Annotated in this window: 17 protein-coding genes; 14 read left to right on the top strand and 3 right to left on the bottom strand. The window is 50.5% G+C overall.

Annotated elements, in window-relative coordinates; genetic code table 11:
• Window positions 1–789, bottom strand: a complete 789-nt coding sequence (mlaE, locus tag ACO05E_RS09245) for a lipid asymmetry maintenance ABC transporter permease subunit MlaE (protein WP_419812648.1) — start codon at window positions 787–789, stop codon at window positions 1–3.
• The gene (locus tag ACO05E_RS09240; RefSeq protein WP_419812647.1) at window positions 789–1,613 is read right to left on the bottom strand and encodes an ATP-binding cassette domain-containing protein; all 825 of its coding nucleotides are present in this window, start codon (window positions 1,611–1,613) and stop codon (window positions 789–791) included. Before ACO05E_RS09240 ends, mlaE begins: the two co-directional genes overlap by 1 nt.
• Window positions 1,614–1,865: 252 nt before the next feature.
• On the opposite strand from ACO05E_RS09240, the gene ACO05E_RS09235 reads away from it, so the two are divergent.
• The 12 genes from ACO05E_RS09235 (at window position 1,866) to yjgA (ending at window position 11,925) form a co-directional block, all read left to right on the top strand.
• Window positions 1,866–2,828, top strand: coding sequence for a calcium/sodium antiporter (locus ACO05E_RS09235; RefSeq protein ID WP_419812646.1), 963 nt, complete (start codon window positions 1,866–1,868; stop codon window positions 2,826–2,828).
• Window positions 2,829–2,843: 15 nt separating this feature from the next.
• The gene (locus ACO05E_RS09230; protein ID WP_419812645.1) at window positions 2,844–3,812 is read left to right on the top strand and encodes a KpsF/GutQ family sugar-phosphate isomerase; all 969 of its coding nucleotides are present in this window, start codon (window positions 2,844–2,846) and stop codon (window positions 3,810–3,812) included.
• 24 nt (window positions 3,813–3,836) lie between these two features.
• Window positions 3,837–4,403 (top strand): LPS export ABC transporter periplasmic protein LptC, encoded by a 567-nt coding sequence (lptC, locus tag ACO05E_RS09225; protein WP_419812644.1) that lies wholly within the window; start codon window positions 3,837–3,839, stop codon window positions 4,401–4,403.
• Complete coding sequence (gene lptA / locus ACO05E_RS09220) at window positions 4,390–5,133, top strand: lipopolysaccharide transport periplasmic protein LptA (protein WP_419812643.1); 744 nt, start codon at window positions 4,390–4,392, stop codon at window positions 5,131–5,133. The genes lptC and lptA overlap by 14 nt, the downstream gene beginning before the upstream one ends.
• The gene (gene lptB, locus ACO05E_RS09215) at window positions 5,130–5,858 is read left to right on the top strand and encodes an LPS export ABC transporter ATP-binding protein (RefSeq protein ID WP_419812642.1); all 729 of its coding nucleotides are present in this window, start codon (window positions 5,130–5,132) and stop codon (window positions 5,856–5,858) included. Before lptA ends, lptB begins: the two co-directional genes overlap by 4 nt.
• Before the next feature lie 181 nt (window positions 5,859–6,039).
• On the top strand, window positions 6,040–7,599 hold the full coding sequence (locus ACO05E_RS09210) for an RNA polymerase factor sigma-54 (RefSeq protein WP_419812641.1): 1,560 nt from the start codon (window positions 6,040–6,042) through the stop codon (window positions 7,597–7,599).
• Window positions 7,600–7,644: 45 nt separating this feature from the next.
• Entirely contained in the window at window positions 7,645–7,947 is a 303-nt protein-coding gene (gene hpf / locus ACO05E_RS09205; protein ID WP_419812640.1) for a ribosome hibernation-promoting factor, HPF/YfiA family, read from the top strand.
• 13 nt (window positions 7,948–7,960) lie between these two features.
• Window positions 7,961–8,419, top strand: coding sequence for a PTS IIA-like nitrogen regulatory protein PtsN (gene ptsN, locus ACO05E_RS09200; RefSeq protein ID WP_419812639.1), 459 nt, complete (start codon window positions 7,961–7,963; stop codon window positions 8,417–8,419).
• A gap of 116 nt (window positions 8,420–8,535) precedes the next feature.
• Complete coding sequence (gene rapZ / locus ACO05E_RS09195) at window positions 8,536–9,396, top strand: RNase adapter RapZ (protein WP_419812638.1); 861 nt, start codon at window positions 8,536–8,538, stop codon at window positions 9,394–9,396.
• Between the two features lie 38 nt (window positions 9,397–9,434).
• Complete coding sequence (locus ACO05E_RS09190) at window positions 9,435–9,704, top strand: HPr family phosphocarrier protein (RefSeq protein ID WP_419812637.1); 270 nt, start codon at window positions 9,435–9,437, stop codon at window positions 9,702–9,704.
• A gap of 264 nt (window positions 9,705–9,968) precedes the next feature.
• Complete coding sequence (gene mgtE, locus ACO05E_RS09185; RefSeq protein ID WP_419812636.1) at window positions 9,969–11,321, top strand: magnesium transporter; 1,353 nt, start codon at window positions 9,969–9,971, stop codon at window positions 11,319–11,321.
• A 79-nt stretch (window positions 11,322–11,400) separates the two neighbouring features.
• The gene (yjgA, locus tag ACO05E_RS09180; RefSeq protein ID WP_419812635.1) at window positions 11,401–11,925 is read left to right on the top strand and encodes a ribosome biogenesis factor YjgA; all 525 of its coding nucleotides are present in this window, start codon (window positions 11,401–11,403) and stop codon (window positions 11,923–11,925) included.
• A 69-nt stretch (window positions 11,926–11,994) separates the two neighbouring features.
• Here the strand turns inward: yjgA and ACO05E_RS09175 are convergent, their stop codons facing one another.
• The gene (locus ACO05E_RS09175) at window positions 11,995–13,371 is read right to left on the bottom strand and encodes a class II fumarate hydratase (protein ID WP_419812634.1); all 1,377 of its coding nucleotides are present in this window, start codon (window positions 13,369–13,371) and stop codon (window positions 11,995–11,997) included.
• A gap of 152 nt (window positions 13,372–13,523) precedes the next feature.
• Here ACO05E_RS09175 and ACO05E_RS09170 point away from each other — a divergent pair, with 152 nt between their 5' ends.
• Both ACO05E_RS09170 and ACO05E_RS09165 read left to right on the top strand, forming a co-directional pair.
• Complete coding sequence (locus tag ACO05E_RS09170) at window positions 13,524–14,255, top strand: hypothetical protein (RefSeq protein ID WP_419812633.1); 732 nt, start codon at window positions 13,524–13,526, stop codon at window positions 14,253–14,255.
• Window positions 14,256–14,272: 17 nt separating this feature from the next.
• Window positions 14,273–15,169: a LysR family transcriptional regulator gene (locus tag ACO05E_RS09165; protein ID WP_419812632.1), complete on the top strand. Its 897-nt coding sequence runs from the start codon at window positions 14,273–14,275 to the stop codon at window positions 15,167–15,169.
• Window positions 15,170–15,176: the final 7 nt, after the last annotated feature.

Raw genomic sequence — 15,176 nt, 5'->3', positions numbered from 1 at the left:
TTAAATGCCTCCCAACATAACGGCGGTTAATACAAAATCGAGTCCCAGTACGGCCAGTGATGAAATCACCACCGTCTGAGTGGTGGCTTTACCAATGCCTTCTGAGGTTGGCATTGAGTCATAGCCCTGAAAGACAGCAATCCAGGTCACGACCAGTCCGAATACCACTGACTTGATCACACCCTTAATCACATCTTCATAAAAATCGACCGAGGCCTGCATATTGCCCCAGTAAGCTCCTTCGTCGATACCCAGCAGGTCAACCGCGACAAATGCGCCGCCCCAGATACCAACAATACTGAACAGCAAGGCCAGAATTGGCATCGAAATCAAACCAGCCCATAAACGAGGAGTAATCACTCGCTTAAGCGGATCCACCCCCATCATTTCCATCGCTGATAACTGTTCGGTGGCTTTCATCAGGCCAATTTCAGCGGTCAGCGCCGAACCGGCTCGCCCGGCAAACAGCAAGGCCGTCATCACCGGCCCTAACTCACGCAATAACGTCAGAGAAACCATGGTGCCCAGTGCGGCTTCTGAACCGAAGTCCGATAAAATGGTGTAGCCCTGTAAGCCCAACACCATTCCAACAAAAAATCCGGCCACCAGAATAATGGATAATGAGCGCACACCAACGGAGTGGATCTGGGTGATCAGTTCTGAAAAACCGGCGCTGCCCGGGCCACCCCAGGTGACTGAGTTCCATAATAATAATGTGGCACGCCCGAGGGAACGAATGGACTCAACCCCATAACGCCCCAGTGCCAGATAACGATCCAACAACTTCATTATCTGTGTCCCTTGCCAACCGTCGCCATCAGCTCCTGCTGATAATCCGGCGCCGGATAATGAAACGGTACCGGACCATCCGGATCACCGCGTAAAAACTGCTTCACTTCATCATTCCCGTCATTTAATAACTCGTCCGGCGTACCAAAGCCAATCACCTTACCGCCGGACACCACACACAAATAATCAGCGATATTGCAGGACTCTTCGATATCGTGAGATACCAGCAGACTGGTTAGCCCGAGTGCCTGATTCAGACCACGAATCAGCTTCACGATCATACCCATGGAAATCGGATCCAGCCCGGTAAAAGGCTCGTCGTACATAATAATTTCCGGGTCCATTGCAATCGCACGAGCTAACGCCACCCGTCGCGCCATACCACCCGACAATTCCGCCGGATTTAATTGATGAGCACCACGTAAGCCAACCGCTTCGAGTTTCATTAACACCAGATCGCGAATCATGGATTCGGGTAAATCGGTATGCACCCGCAGCGGAAAAGCGACATTATCGAACACACTCAGATCGGTAAACAAAGCACCGGTCTGAAACAACATACTCATGTTTTTACGACGAAAATCGAACAGTGCTTTGCGTGGCAACTCAGGAATTGAATGACCATCGACCACCACACTACCGGCATCGGGCAGCAACTGCCCACCAATCAGGCGCAGCAGCGTGGTTTTACCCGTGCCACTGGGGCCCATGATGGCGGTAACTTTACCGCGCGGGAAATCAACATCCATATTGTCGTAGATCAGCCGATCTCCCCGGCTGAAACTCATGCCACGAATGGAAACGTAGGGTTCGTTCACGGACATGAAAGGTCCTTAATGGTTAACAGATTAATAGAGCATAGCGGATGATTGTGACCACCTCCGCCTGAATAGAAACTGAACCATAGCGTGACAACTGCCTTTCGTCACCCGTCGCGTTAAAAACGCATTGTTGCGATTGCGCAGCAAATCCCCTCGGGTACAATGCCCCGCTAGTATTTTGGCCTCGTTATTATTTGGGCGCGGTTATTATTTTATCGCCTGTTTCAGGCCACCACCGACTGGAATTCTGATTTTATGCTGCTGCCTTATGCCACTATTTTGATGGGTCTGATTATTCTGGTCTGGAGTGCCGATCGCTTTGTTATTGGTGCCGCAGCGACCGCGCGCAAACTGGGTATGTCACCTTTATTGGTCGGTCTGACCATTGTTTCAATCGGCACCTCAGCACCCGAGATGTTTGTCTCAGCCATGGCCTCACTCGACGGCGCCGGTAATCTCGCCATTGGTAATGCACTGGGCTCCAACATCACCAATATTGCTCTGGTATTAGGTGTCACCGCGTTAGTCAGCCCGATTCCCCTGCAGAAAAAACTGCTGAAAAAAGAATTACCTCTGCTGGTACTTATTTCCATTATTGGTGGCCTGGTTCTGGCAGATCTGGAATTAAACTGGATTGATGCGGCGATCCTGATTGCTGCACTGGTCTTCGCTTTATATCTGATGTTTCAGGATTCAGCAGAATCCGGCGAGCCTATCGTTGATGAAGAAGAAGCCGAAGCAATTGAAAATACCGATTTAAAATCGGCTGTTTTCTGGTTGGTGGTTGGCTTAGCGGCATTAATGATCAGCTCCAAAATGCTGGTCTGGGGCGCAACGGAAGTGGCCCGCGCATTTGGAGTCAGTGATCTGGTGATTGGCCTCACCATTGTTGCTATTGGCACCAGCCTGCCTGAACTGGCCGCATCGGTTGCCAGCGCCTTAAAAGGTCACCACGACATCGCTATTGGTAATGTGATTGGTTCAAACATGTTTAATCTGCTGGCCGTGATGCCGATTCCCGGCCTGGTGGCGGTCACTGCCGTTGAGCCGATGGCACTGTATCGCGACTACAGCGTGATGATGGCATTAACCTTTGCGCTATTGATTCTGTTTTTAATCAGTTATCGTAAAGGCACTCTGGGCCGTTCTTCCGGTGTTTTATTAAGCGCCAGCTACGTCGGTTACCTTATTACTTTATTTTTTATGACAGCCCACTAATTACAGTCACAAATGATGAATAACGAATTTGATTTTATCCAATCCGGTCAACGCACCATTGAGCTTGAACAGCAAGCTGTCGTTGACCTGAAACCCCGTATTGATGCCGCATTTGTTACCGCTTGCCAATTAATGCTGAACTGCAAAGGGCGCGTAGTGGTTACTGGCATGGGGAAGTCTGGCCATATCGGTAATAAAATTGCTGCCACTTTAGCCAGCACAGGTACTCCGGCATTTTTTGTTCACCCGGGTGAAGCCAGCCATGGCGACATGGGCATGATTCAGTCAGAAGATGTGGTGATTGCGCTCTCTAACTCAGGCGAAAGCGGCGAAGTCACCAGCCTGTTGCCATTATTTAAACGTCTTGGCAGCAAGCTGATCAGCATGACCGGCAACCCGGATTCCTCATTAGCCCGGGCGGCCGATGCACACCTGAATACCGGCGTGGAACAAGAAGCCTGCCCGCTGGATCTGGCACCCACTTCCTCCACCACCACCGCACTGGTGATGGGTGATGCGCTGGCCATTGCGCTATTAGAAGCGCGTGGTTTTACTGCTGAAGACTTTGCCTTCTCTCACCCGGGTGGCAGCCTAGGTCGCCGCCTGCTGTTAAAAGTTGAAGATATCATGCACGCCGGCGATCAGATTCCAACCGTCACGCCAGACACTCCCATGTCTGAAGCGTTATTGGTAGTTACTTCCAAAGGCCTGGGTATGACCACCATTCAGGAACAAGGTCAGCTGAGCGGCATTTTTACCGATGGTGACTTACGCCGTGCTGTTGATCAGGGTGTGGACATCCACAGCGCTAAAATTTCTGACGTGATGACCGCCAGCTGCAAAACCACCGAACCCGGTTTATTAGCCGCCGAAGCACTGAAACAAATGCAGGACGGTTCCATTAGCGCTCTGGTTGTGATGCAGGGCGACAGCGTGGCGGGCGTGGTGACCATGCACGATATGCTGCGTGCCGGTGTCATCTGACACCACGGATTCAGGGCGATCACAATGCGTAAACGTTATCTGCTGTTGGTACTGACAATCCTGCTGGGTTTTGCCCTGCTGGCGGTGGATAACTACACCCAGGAAGCAAGTGCGCCCTTAACTGAGAACCAGACTGCCGAGGCGGACTATTACGGCGAGATTTTATTTAATCGTCGCTTTAATGAGCAGGGAGCGCTGGAACAGAGCTTCTCAGCCCAGCGTTCGACTCACTTTCCAACAACCCAGGATACGGTGTTTGATGGCCCGGTGATTCACATTCAGGATGAAGACGGCAGTTACTGGCAGGTACAAGCACAGCTGGGCACCATGAACGATCAGGATGATCTGTTACGTCTGCGACAGGATGTCGAAATCCGCCCATTAAAACGCCATTCGTCTGCGACTGATGAGGTTGTCATCAACACTTCGTCGTTAGACTATCTGACCAAACAACAAGTCGCACAAACGACAGAGCCAGTGACAATTGTGAACCCACAAACACAAATCACCGCAACCGGCATGCGGATGGATTTAAAAACCCAGCGAATGGAACTGCACTCAGAGGTAACGACACACCATGCACCTGAATAACACGATGCTCGCCAATAAATGGTTACTAACAATAGCCGGGCTGGCCTTTGGCTTTTTATCCGCCGTGACTCAGGCATTACCCGAAGATGCGCAGCAGGAAATGGTGATTCTGTCTGACAGTGCCGAGCTGGATCGCAAAGCCGGTGTGGTGATTTATAAAGGCAATGTTGTGCTGACCCAGGGCACGTTAAAAATTGAGTCAGACCGGCTGATGATTCTGCGTAATGGCGAAGTGGTTGAACAGGCCGTGGCCGAAGGCAACCCAGCGACGTATCAGCAACAGATTCAGGCTGATCAACAGTTAACCACCGCGTCAGGCCAGCGCATTGATTACTTCGCAACCCGCAAAGAAGTTCAGATTCAGGGCAATGCCGAATTACATCAGGAAGGCAACCAGTTCAGCGGTGAAAAAATTACCTACGATATCACCAATGAGCGAGTGCTGGCCTCCTCAGCCGAACCTCAGGAAACGGTCGACCCGCAAACCGGTGAAGCCGAAAAGCCACAACGCATTAAAGTGGTTATTCAGCCTGAGAAAAAGCCAGAACCTGAACCGACTACAGAGCCCGAAATCCAATCTCAACCTGAAGCAGAGCCTCAGCTTGAAACAGAGACGCAGTCTGAAGCATCTCAGTCAACTGAAACATCTCAGTCAACTAAAGAGCTCCGGGAAGTCAAAGAACTTCTGGCAACACCCGACGCGCCAACCGACACAGCAGAGCAGCCATGAAAAAAACCTTAAAAGCTGAACACCTGGCGAAAAGCTATAACGGCCGTGAAGTGGTGAAAGACGTTTCGATGTCGGTCGAGAGCGGTCAGATTGTTGGCCTGCTGGGCCCTAATGGCGCGGGTAAAACCACCTGTTTTTATATGATTGTTAATCTGGTGCAGGCCGACAAAGGGCGCATCAAAATTGATGACGAAGACATCAGTCATCTGCCAATGCACGGCCGTGCACAACAGGGCATCGGTTATCTGCCGCAGGAAGCCTCTATTTTCCGCAAGTTATCGGTCGCCGATAACATCATGGCCATTCTGGAAACCCGCAAAGACCTGAATCGCCAACAGCGATTGGAACGTCTCGAAGGCCTGCTGGATGAATTTCATATTCAGCACATCCGCAGCAGCTTGGGCATGGCCCTGTCAGGTGGTGAACGCCGTCGGGTCGAAATCGCCCGGGCACTGGCCGCGGAACCGTCCTTTATTCTGCTGGATGAACCCTTTGCCGGGGTGGATCCAATTTCGGTATCCGACATTATGGATATTATTCGCCAGCTGAAAGATCGCGGCATTGGTGTATTAATCACCGACCATAACGTCCGTGAAACGCTGGCGATTTGTGAAAAGGCCTACATCGTAGGCGGTGGCCATATCATCGCCGAAGGGAATGCCGACGATGTACTCGCCAACGAGCAGGTACGTAAAGTGTACTTAGGTGACGACTTCCGCCTCTGATTTGATCAACAGTGGCATAAGCCAAATAGCTTCAAAAAGCAAAGCAAATATTATGACATCTCAGGGCAAACAGGGATTCCAAGTCTCGTCTCATTGCCTATAATGCCAAGTATTGGTTGGCTCGTTTTTTGGTTATCCGGGTCAGAAGGAAGCTTTGCCCTCAGGTAATAATCGATAGTTTATGAAAGCATCACTCCAGTTAAAGATGGGTCAACAGCTGACCATGACCCCACAGCTGCAACAAGCCATTCGCCTGTTGCAACTCTCCACACTGGATCTGCAGCAGGAAATTCAGGAAGCGCTGGACTCAAACCCAATGCTCGAAAGCGAAGAGCATGGCGCCGAAGACTTTGACCCATCCGCCAATGAAAACGCTGACAACAGCAACAGCGATCAGGACAACGACACTTCCGGCGATAAAGAATACACTGCCACGGCTACCGATCAGGACAGCTCTGGCAGCGACCATAATGTCGACGAAGCCCATTCTCCGGATAATCAGGAAGTCAGCGATCATCTTACCAATGAGCAACTGCCGGATGAATTACCGGTCGACAGCAATTGGGATGATACCTACCAGCCAACGGCTGGTGTGGCTTCAGGCTCAGGCCCTATCGACGACGACCTCGATTACGACTCCCGCCACGCCTCGACCGACGATTTACAGGACCACCTGCTATGGCAGCTTAATCTGACGCCAATGTCGGATACCGATCGCGAAATCGCCCTGATGTTTATTGATGGCGTCGACAGCGACGGCTATCTGCACACCAGTGTTGAAGATATCCTGGAAAGCATGGATCCGGAGCTGGAAGTCGAAGAAGATGAGGTCAAAGTTGTCCTGCGTCGTCTGCAGCAGTTTGATCCGGCCGGTGTCTTCTGCCGTGATTTGCGTGAATGCCTGCTGTTACAACTGGCCCAGTTACCTGCCGATACCCCTTGGCTGAAAGAAGCTCAGATGGTGATTGGTGACTACATTGATATGCTGGGCAGTAAAGATTACCCAACCCTGATGCGCAAAACCAAGCTGAAGGAAGAAAGCCTGAAGTCGGTATTGCGCCTGGTCAAAGAGCTCAACCCTAAGCCAGGTGCCGGTATTTCTCCGGATCAGGCGGAATACGTTGTGCCGGATGTGATTGTGCGTAATATCCGTGACGAATGGCGAGTCGAGCTCAATCCGGATATCGCGCCAAGACTGCGTGTTAACGAAGGGTATGCCTCTCTGGTAAAACGCTCGGACAACAGCGCAGATAACACCTTTATCAAAGATCACCTGCAGGAAGCCCGCTGGTTTATTAAAAGCCTGCAAAGTCGTAACGATACCCTGCTGAAGGTTGCCACCAAGATTGTTGAGTACCAGATCGAGTTCTTCGAAGAAGGCGAAGAAAAAATGAAACCTCTGGTACTGCACGATATTGCCGAAGCGGTGGGCATGCACGAATCCACCATTTCGCGGGTCACCACCCAGAAATACATGCACACCCCACGTGGTATTTTTGAGCTGAAATACTTCTTCTCCAGCCACGTCAGCACCGACAGCGGCGGCGAATGTTCGTCCACTGCCATCCGTGCCATGATCAAAAAACTGATTGCCGAAGAAAACCAGCGCAAACCATTAAGCGATAATAAAATCGCCGCGATGCTCGGCGAAAAAGGCATCAAGGTCGCTCGTCGTACCGTGGCGAAATACCGCGAAGCGATGCAGATACCACCCTCGAATGAACGTAAACAGCTGATTTAAGCTCAGCGCCATCACTCTTCAGACAAAATAAGAAGGAGTCTGACCATGCAGATTAATGTAAGTGGCCATCACGTTGAAATCACTGAAGCCATGCAGGCCCATGTTGAAGAAAAAATGAGCAAGATCACCCGCCATTTTGACAACATCACTACGGCGCAGGTCACCCTGACCGTGGAAAAGGACGAACGTCATCACGCAGAAGCCACGATTCATGTCAGCGGTGCGGATCTGAACGCCAGCGCAGACAGCGACGATATGTACGCTGCCATTGATGCCATGATCGACAAACTGGATCGTCAGGTTTTAAAACATAAGGAAAAACTGGTCGCCCGCAAGCACGGTCATTGATTCAGGTTTTATCATGAGCTCCGCCATCACCGATATTCTCAGCGCCCAGCGCAGCGAAATTGACGTTCCGGTCTCCAGCAAGAAAAAGCTGCTGGAATACCTGGGCCAGACAATTTCATCACAACTGACCGGCAGCACCGCCGACGACATTTTTGAGCGTTTATTAGGGCGTGAACGTCTGGGCAGTACCGGTATCGGTGAAGGCATTGCCATTCCCCATTGTCGCCTGAAAGAATGCGATCAGGCATTTGGTGTCTTATTGCGGCTGGAAAAACCGATTGATTACGATGCTATCGACCGCCAACCCGTTGACCTGGTGTTTGCCTTATTGGTACCTGAGGAAGCCACCGACGAACATCTGCAGATCTTATCCATGCTGGCACGTAACTTCAGCGAAGCAGAGTTCCGTGATGCCTTACGCAAAGCACCGGATGCCGGACAGTTTTATAAACGGGCACTGAGCGCCTGTTAATCGATACTGATAATCTGCGTATTGTCACAAAACCCTGCTATAACTGAACTATGCGGTACTGAACTATTTGGTTAGGTACCGATCTGACTTCACATCTCGTTTCAAGGAACGTTTTTATGCGTCTTGTGGTAATCAGTGGCCGCTCCGGCTCAGGGAAATCCAGCGCCCTGCATGTGTTAGAAGATTGTGGTTTTTATTGTATCGATAACCTACCCATCGGCTTGCTCGATGATCTGGTGCTGGAAACTCATAACGAAGAGCGGCTGAAAAAAGTAGCCGTAAGTGTTGATGCCCGTAATCTGGCACACACCTTCGAGCAGATTCAGAATATCCTGCACCATTTGCCACATAACGAATACAAGCTGGAAGTGGTTTATCTGGATGCCGGTGATGATGTGTTGTTGCAACGCTTCAGCGCTACCCGCCGTAAACACCCGCTGACCAATGACGCCACCTCCTTGTCTGAAGCCATCGAACAAGAACGCGAGCTGCTGGAGCCGATTGCCAATATTGCCGACCTGACTCTGGATACCACCAGCATGTCAGTTCACGAGTTACGCTTCCTGATTAAAAAACGCGTTGCGGAAAAAGAAGGCAACGACATCGCCATCCTGTTTAAATCCTTTGGCTTTAAATACGGCATCCCAAAAGACGCCGACTACGTGTTCGATGTGCGCAATCTGCCCAACCCTTATTGGGATCCGGCATTGCGTCAGTTCACCGGCCGCGATAAAGAAATTCAGGACTTCCTCAGTAGCCAGGAGGAAGTGGGTCAGATGCAGCAAGACATTGCCCGTTTTGTTGATAACTGGCTGCCTTCGTTTATTCAGGCCAACCGCAGTTATATGACCATTGCCATTGGCTGTACCGGCGGACAACATCGTTCGGTGTTTATGGCCGAGCAATTAGCTGGACAATTCCGCGATCAGTTCGCTAATGTTCAGGTTCGCCATCGCGAACAAGCGATTGTCGAATAACCCCTTTAGTTAACCGGTGTAACGCAAGAGACCACGCAATGATTTGCCAGGAAATCACCATCATCAATAAGCTGGGGCTGCATGCTCGTGCAGCAGCCAAACTGGTATCAACCGCGTCGGCCTTTTCCAGCCAGATTAAAGTGGGCTACAAAGATCGCTTGGTTGATGGCAAAAGTATTATGGCGGTGATGATGCTGGCCGCCAGTAAAGGCACCGAAATTGAATTACACGCGGACGGTAGCGATGCTGAGGCAGCCATTGAAGCCTTAGTTGATTTAATTAACCGCCGCTTTGATGAGGATGAATAAACCCTCCTCTCGTTCGCCCCTCCTCGTTTAAAAAATTAACTGATGGATTGATTTTTATAGCAGCGACAGGATGTCGCGACCGCGCGGCAGGGCCATGGATGGCCCTTCGGCGCGGCGGCTAAAAAGCAATGCATTAGTTAATTTCTCCCATAAATCAGTCCCCTACATAGTTTTTTACAAGCACTTTCATGGTCTCATTCCGCCATTCAGGCTAGAATTCACTATATCGTTCGATCTCCCTATTCACCCGCTCAGAGTTCAGTCATGGCGCAGCAAACGGAAAAGGCCAAAGCAAAACTTCACAGCCTCACCGCAGCGCTGGAAAGTGGTTCGTTAGCCAAAGTGCGGCGCATGCTGAATGCCATGGCCGCGGTGGATATTGCCCACCTGATTGAAGGTTCGACCCCCAAAGCGCGGAAGATTTTGTGGGAGCTGCTCGACAAAGACTCCGAAGGTGAAGTACTCCAGCATTTAAGTGATGAGCTGCAAAGCCACTTCCTGAGTGATATGAGCGCTGCCGAAGTCGCGGACGTGACCGCTGACCTCGATGCCGATGACGTGGCTGACATTCTGCAGCAACTGCCGGAGCGCGTGACTCAGGAAGTTCTGAGTGTCATGGATCAGGAAGACCGGGATGAGCTGGAAGCCATTCTGGAATACCCGGAGGACAGCGCCGGTGGTCTGATGAACACAGACACCGTCACCATTCGCCCGGATATTACCCTGGAAGCTACCCTGCGCTACCTGCGTCGCCACAAAACCCTGCCGGAAATGACCGATAACCTGTTAGTGGTTAACCGTCAGAACGAATTTATTGGTGTATTACCCATCAACAAACTGCTGGTCAGTGATCCACAACAAACCGTGCGTGAGGTGATGAACACCGACAGTCGCATTATTCAGGCCGATCAGCATGAAACCGAAGTCGCCAAAGTGTTTGAACGTCATGATCTGGTGTCTGCGCCGGTTGTTGACGCGCATGGTGTATTGCTGGGCCGGATCACCATTGATGACGTGGTTGATGTGATTCGTGAAACCGCCGACCATTCATTAATGAGCATGGCCGGTTTAGACGAAGAAGAAGATACCTTTGCCCCGGCATTAAAAACCAGTAAGCGCCGGGCGTTGTGGTTAGGTATTAACTTAATTACCGCCTTTATTGCCTCGGCCGTGATTGGTTTATTCGACAAAACTATTGAACAGGTAGTAGCACTGGCGGTGCTGATGCCGATTGTTGCCAGCATGGGTGGCATTGCCGGCAGCCAGGTATTAACGCTGGTGATTCGTGGTCAGGCACTGGGGCATTTGAGCGGTGCTAACTTCCGCTGGTTGTTTAACCGGGAGCTGATTGTGGCCGGCATTAATGGCGTGCTTTGGGCCGCAGTGATTGCTCTGATTACACTGCTCTGGTTTAACGATCCGATTATCGCCGGCATTATTGCTGCGGCGATTATTATTAATTTATTGGTGGCCGCCATCAGTGGCGCCGCCTTACCACTGATTTTAAAAGCCCGGGGCATTGATCCGGCACTGGCGGGGTCGGTGGTACTCACCACCGTGACCGACGTGGTTGGCTTTTTATCCTTCCTCGGATTGGCCACCATTTTTTATCTCTAGCCCCTGTTATCTCGAATCCCTTTTATCGGTAAACTTTGCATCCGTCCCTTGTGTTGCTGGCTGATGCCCGGAAATTATTATGAGTAGAAAAAAAGATTCTTTCGACGAAGAAGAAATCGAATACGAAATCGTCAGCAAGACGGAAATGAAGCGTGAAATGGATCGCCTGCAGGCGTTAGGTAAACGCCTGACCGAGCTGAATGCCGGCCAGTGGCAAACACTGTCGATCAAAGATGTACTGCTGGACGCATTGGTCGAAAGCAAACGGCTGAAAAATCACGAAGCCAAACGTCGCCATCTGCAATACATTGGCAAGCTGATGCGTGATGAAGACGAAGAGCTGGTACAGCATCAGGTGGATTTACTCGACCCCTCCAGTGAAGCCTACGGTCGTCGTATTGGTCAGATGGAAAAATGGCGTGAGTGTCTGATTAAAGATGGCAACGCCATGAATGCCTTTATTGATGAATATCCGGCGGTGGATCGTCAGCACCTGCGCAATCTGGTGCGTAATGCCAGCAAAGAGATGAGCGGCGAATCACCAAAACCGGGGGCAGGCTATAAGAAGCTGTTTCAGTTTATTAAGGAAACTGTAGTTAACTGAATAAGTTAACCGAGTAGCCCAATAAGCAAGAAGCCATATAAAGCTTCCTGCTTATTGCTTTTAACTAAACTACAAACCACCCAATGTCAGCTTCGCCGGATCAAGCAAACGCTCCAGCTCGTCACGCGACAGATCGGTATTCTCCAGCGCAACATCAATCACAGGGCGGCCTTCCTTATACGCCTGCTTGGCAATTTCCGCCGCTTTTAAGTAACCAATAATCGGGTTTAATGCCGTGACCAGAATCGGGTTGCGTGACAGTGCCTGTTTCAGGCTATCTTCATTCACTTTAAAGCTGGTGATGGCTTTGTCGGCCAGTAAGCGTGACACATTAGCAATCAGCTCAATGCTCTCCAGCAGGTTACGGGCAATCAGCGGCAACATCACATTCAGCTCAAAGTTACCCGACTGACCAGCAACCGTAATGGTGGTGTCATTACCCATCACCTGAGCGGCAACCATGGCCGTAGCTTCAGGAATTACCGGATTCACTTTGCCCGGCATAATAGAAGAGCCCGGTTGCAAGGCTTCCAGTTCAATCTCACTTAAACCGGCCAGTGGGCCAGAGTTCATCCAACGCAGGTCGTTGGCAATTTTCATTAGTGAAACAGCCGTCATTTTCAGCTGACCTGATACGGATACCGCAATATCCTGAGTGCCAATATGCGTAAACAGGTTCGCAGCCCGGGTGAAGGTTACACCTGTCAGTTCCGTCAGCTGCTGGTTAAAAGTATCGGCGAAGGCATCATGGGCATTAATGCCGGTACCCACGGCAGTACCGCCCTGAGCCAGGCTTTGCAGCATCGGCAAGGTGTTGCTGATGGCAGCGATGTTCTGATCGATCTGAGTGGCCCAGCTCAGCAAGCTCTGCTCCATCCGTACCGGCATGGCATCCATCAGATGCGTGCGGCCGGTTTTTACCTGATCTTTCAGGGTCGTGGCTTTGGCTTTAATGGCGTCACTCAGATACGTCAGCGCGGGAATCAGTTTTTCGTTAATTTCCAGCGCCGCACTGATATGAATGCTGGACGGAATAATGTCGTTACTGCTCTGGCCGTAGTTCACATGATCGTTCGGAGAAACCGGCTCTGCGGCCGTGCGGCTCGCCAGTGTTGCCAGCACTTCATTGGCGTTCATATTGGAGCTGGTACCGGAACCGGTCTGAAACACATCCACCGGAAAGTGCTGCATATAATTGTCTTCTGCCAGTACTTTATCCACCGCGTTGCAGATTGCATTACCAGTATCGGCACTCAGCAACTCAAGTTTGGTATTGGCCTTTGCTGCGGCTTTTTTAGCCAACAATAACGCCCGGATAAATGGCTGCGGCATGCTCTGGCCACTTACCGGAAAGTTGTTAATCGCACGCTGGGTTTGCGCTGCGTACAGCGCGTCTTCAGCCACTTCCAGCTCACCCATACTGTCGCGTTCGATACGTGTTGCCATGGTCATTCCTTATCATTGAATAAATAGTAATAATAATTATTCTTATATAGATGCTATTATCAGGTCAAGACAGAGTTGTTTGGGCGAGTCGCGAAACAGCGAGTGAATTCCGCTATAATCCGGTTTCTTTTATTTGTGTGCTGTTCTGTTTCATGATTGCTCTTACTCACATCCCGCTACCAGCAAGCCATCAACCACAGTCCTTTCTTGTGTTCTCTGCGGCGGCACAGGAAGCAGACCGGACACTTGAAACCATATTGATTGATCACAAACCCTCTCTGGTTGGTGTGGCCCAAAACCCTAAGGTGATTGTGAAGCTGATCAAGCCACGTAAATGGCATGACCGGATCAAGATGTTATGGCGTCACAGCCGCCTGCATAAAGAAATTGACGGCAATCTGCTGCTGCAACGACTGGGCTTTCGGGTACCGAGCATTATTGAATCTGGTGCAGGGTTCAGCACACTGTTAGGAAAACCGTTTCTGGGTTATTACCTGATGGAAAATCTGCATCAAAGCGGTTTTGCCGAAGCCAAGCCTCTTTTTAGCGTTCAACAACTTGACGATCAACAGCTTAGCGATCAATCAGCTAACGATAAGCAAGTCGCTGAAAAACGTGCCGTAATTCTGCAGCAGATTATTGCCGGATTAAAAACACTGCGGGATCAGCGCGTCGTTTTTTCCGATTTCCATTTAGACAATGTACTGGTGGATGCGAACGATAATCTGGCCTGGATTGATACTGGTGTTACCTATTATCAGTGGTATCGCGGCCATAAATTTAAACAAAAGTTTAATTTTTCCATTGAGCGCTTTATCCGTTATTACTCGGATGATTTTTTCACCGCCGCCGAGCAACAACTATTAAGAGAGCTGCTGCTATAGCAGCGCCATAAACGGTTATGCTGAATCATCTGAACCTCGCCGATGTTCGCACTTTTGTGTTGATTGCCGAACAAGGCAGCTTTACTCGCGCTGCAGAGGTGTTGGATGTGTCACGCTCTCACGTATCGCGCCAGCTCAGCGCATTAGAGAAACAGCTCAGCGTCAGCCTGATGATTCGCACCACCCGCTCACTGAAATTAACCGATGCCGGCAAGCAGTTTTATCATCAGGCACAAACGGCGCTGCAACAACTGGAGCAAGCGGCTCTGGCGGCGGTGGATAATACCGGTGAAATTCAGGGCCTCATTCGTATTAACAGTGTGGGTGGGCCGATTGGTGAAGATCTGGTCGCAGCGATGGCCAGTGCCTTTATGCAACAACACGATAAAGTTGATATTGAGCTGGATTTTTCCAGTCACCGGATCGATTTAATTCAGGACGAGTTTGATATCGCTTTTCGTATGGGCGAGCTGCAGGATGCCGGGTTTATCGGTAAAAAACTCACCGATTTAAAGATGGATACGCTGGCCAGCCCGGAGTTTCTGAGCCAGTACCCTAAGCTGGATCATCCACGGCAACTGAATACCATTCCCTGCTTAACCGGGTCGGTCAAACACTGGAAATTTCAGCATAAACACCAGAAACAACAAACCAGCGACGTGCATGTGGATGGCCGCTTGCAATGCAAAAACGGCCGGGCGCTGATTCGCGCCGCTTGTGATAGCAATGGCGTAATCCGGGTGCCCAGCATGTACTGCCACCGGGAAATACAACAAGGGTTGTTAATCCCGGTATTCAGCGACTGGGAAATTCCGCTGGTCCCCTTCTACGCCATTTATCACAAGGATAAATACCAGCCGGTGCGGCTGACAGCCTTTATCGAATTTATCCAACAACAATTCGCTCAGCTGTAAAAGTATT

The organism is Bacterioplanoides sp. (assembly GCF_965226395.1).
Lineage (GTDB): Bacteria > Pseudomonadota > Gammaproteobacteria > Pseudomonadales > Oceanobacteraceae > Bacterioplanoides.
Note: the sequence above shows the minus strand (reverse complement) of the source record. Positions and strands in the feature narration are given on the sequence as shown.

What these genes read in the sequence shown, in the direction of transcription:
- mlaE (WP_419812648.1), bottom strand. Translation starts at nt 789, where the DNA reads ATGAAGTTGTTGGATCGTTATCTGGCACTGGGGCGTTATGGGGTTGAG.
- ACO05E_RS09240 (WP_419812647.1), bottom strand. Translation starts at nt 1,613, where the DNA reads ATGTCCGTGAACGAACCCTACGTTTCCATTCGTGGCATGAGTTTCAGC.
- ACO05E_RS09235 (WP_419812646.1), top strand. Translation starts at nt 1,866, where the DNA reads ATGCTGCTGCCTTATGCCACTATTTTGATGGGTCTGATTATTCTGGTC.
- ACO05E_RS09230 (WP_419812645.1), top strand. Translation starts at nt 2,844, where the DNA reads ATGAATAACGAATTTGATTTTATCCAATCCGGTCAACGCACCATTGAG.
- lptC (WP_419812644.1), top strand. Translation starts at nt 3,837, where the DNA reads ATGCGTAAACGTTATCTGCTGTTGGTACTGACAATCCTGCTGGGTTTT.
- lptA (WP_419812643.1), top strand. Translation starts at nt 4,390, where the DNA reads ATGCACCTGAATAACACGATGCTCGCCAATAAATGGTTACTAACAATA.
- lptB (WP_419812642.1), top strand. Translation starts at nt 5,130, where the DNA reads ATGAAAAAAACCTTAAAAGCTGAACACCTGGCGAAAAGCTATAACGGC.
- ACO05E_RS09210 (WP_419812641.1), top strand. Translation starts at nt 6,040, where the DNA reads ATGAAAGCATCACTCCAGTTAAAGATGGGTCAACAGCTGACCATGACC.
- hpf (WP_419812640.1), top strand. Translation starts at nt 7,645, where the DNA reads ATGCAGATTAATGTAAGTGGCCATCACGTTGAAATCACTGAAGCCATG.
- ptsN (WP_419812639.1), top strand. Translation starts at nt 7,961, where the DNA reads ATGAGCTCCGCCATCACCGATATTCTCAGCGCCCAGCGCAGCGAAATT.
- rapZ (WP_419812638.1), top strand. Translation starts at nt 8,536, where the DNA reads ATGCGTCTTGTGGTAATCAGTGGCCGCTCCGGCTCAGGGAAATCCAGC.
- ACO05E_RS09190 (WP_419812637.1), top strand. Translation starts at nt 9,435, where the DNA reads ATGATTTGCCAGGAAATCACCATCATCAATAAGCTGGGGCTGCATGCT.
- mgtE (WP_419812636.1), top strand. Translation starts at nt 9,969, where the DNA reads ATGGCGCAGCAAACGGAAAAGGCCAAAGCAAAACTTCACAGCCTCACC.
- yjgA (WP_419812635.1), top strand. Translation starts at nt 11,401, where the DNA reads ATGAGTAGAAAAAAAGATTCTTTCGACGAAGAAGAAATCGAATACGAA.
- ACO05E_RS09175 (WP_419812634.1), bottom strand. Translation starts at nt 13,371, where the DNA reads ATGGCAACACGTATCGAACGCGACAGTATGGGTGAGCTGGAAGTGGCT.
- ACO05E_RS09170 (WP_419812633.1), top strand. Translation starts at nt 13,524, where the DNA reads ATGATTGCTCTTACTCACATCCCGCTACCAGCAAGCCATCAACCACAG.
- ACO05E_RS09165 (WP_419812632.1), top strand. Translation starts at nt 14,273, where the DNA reads ATGCTGAATCATCTGAACCTCGCCGATGTTCGCACTTTTGTGTTGATT.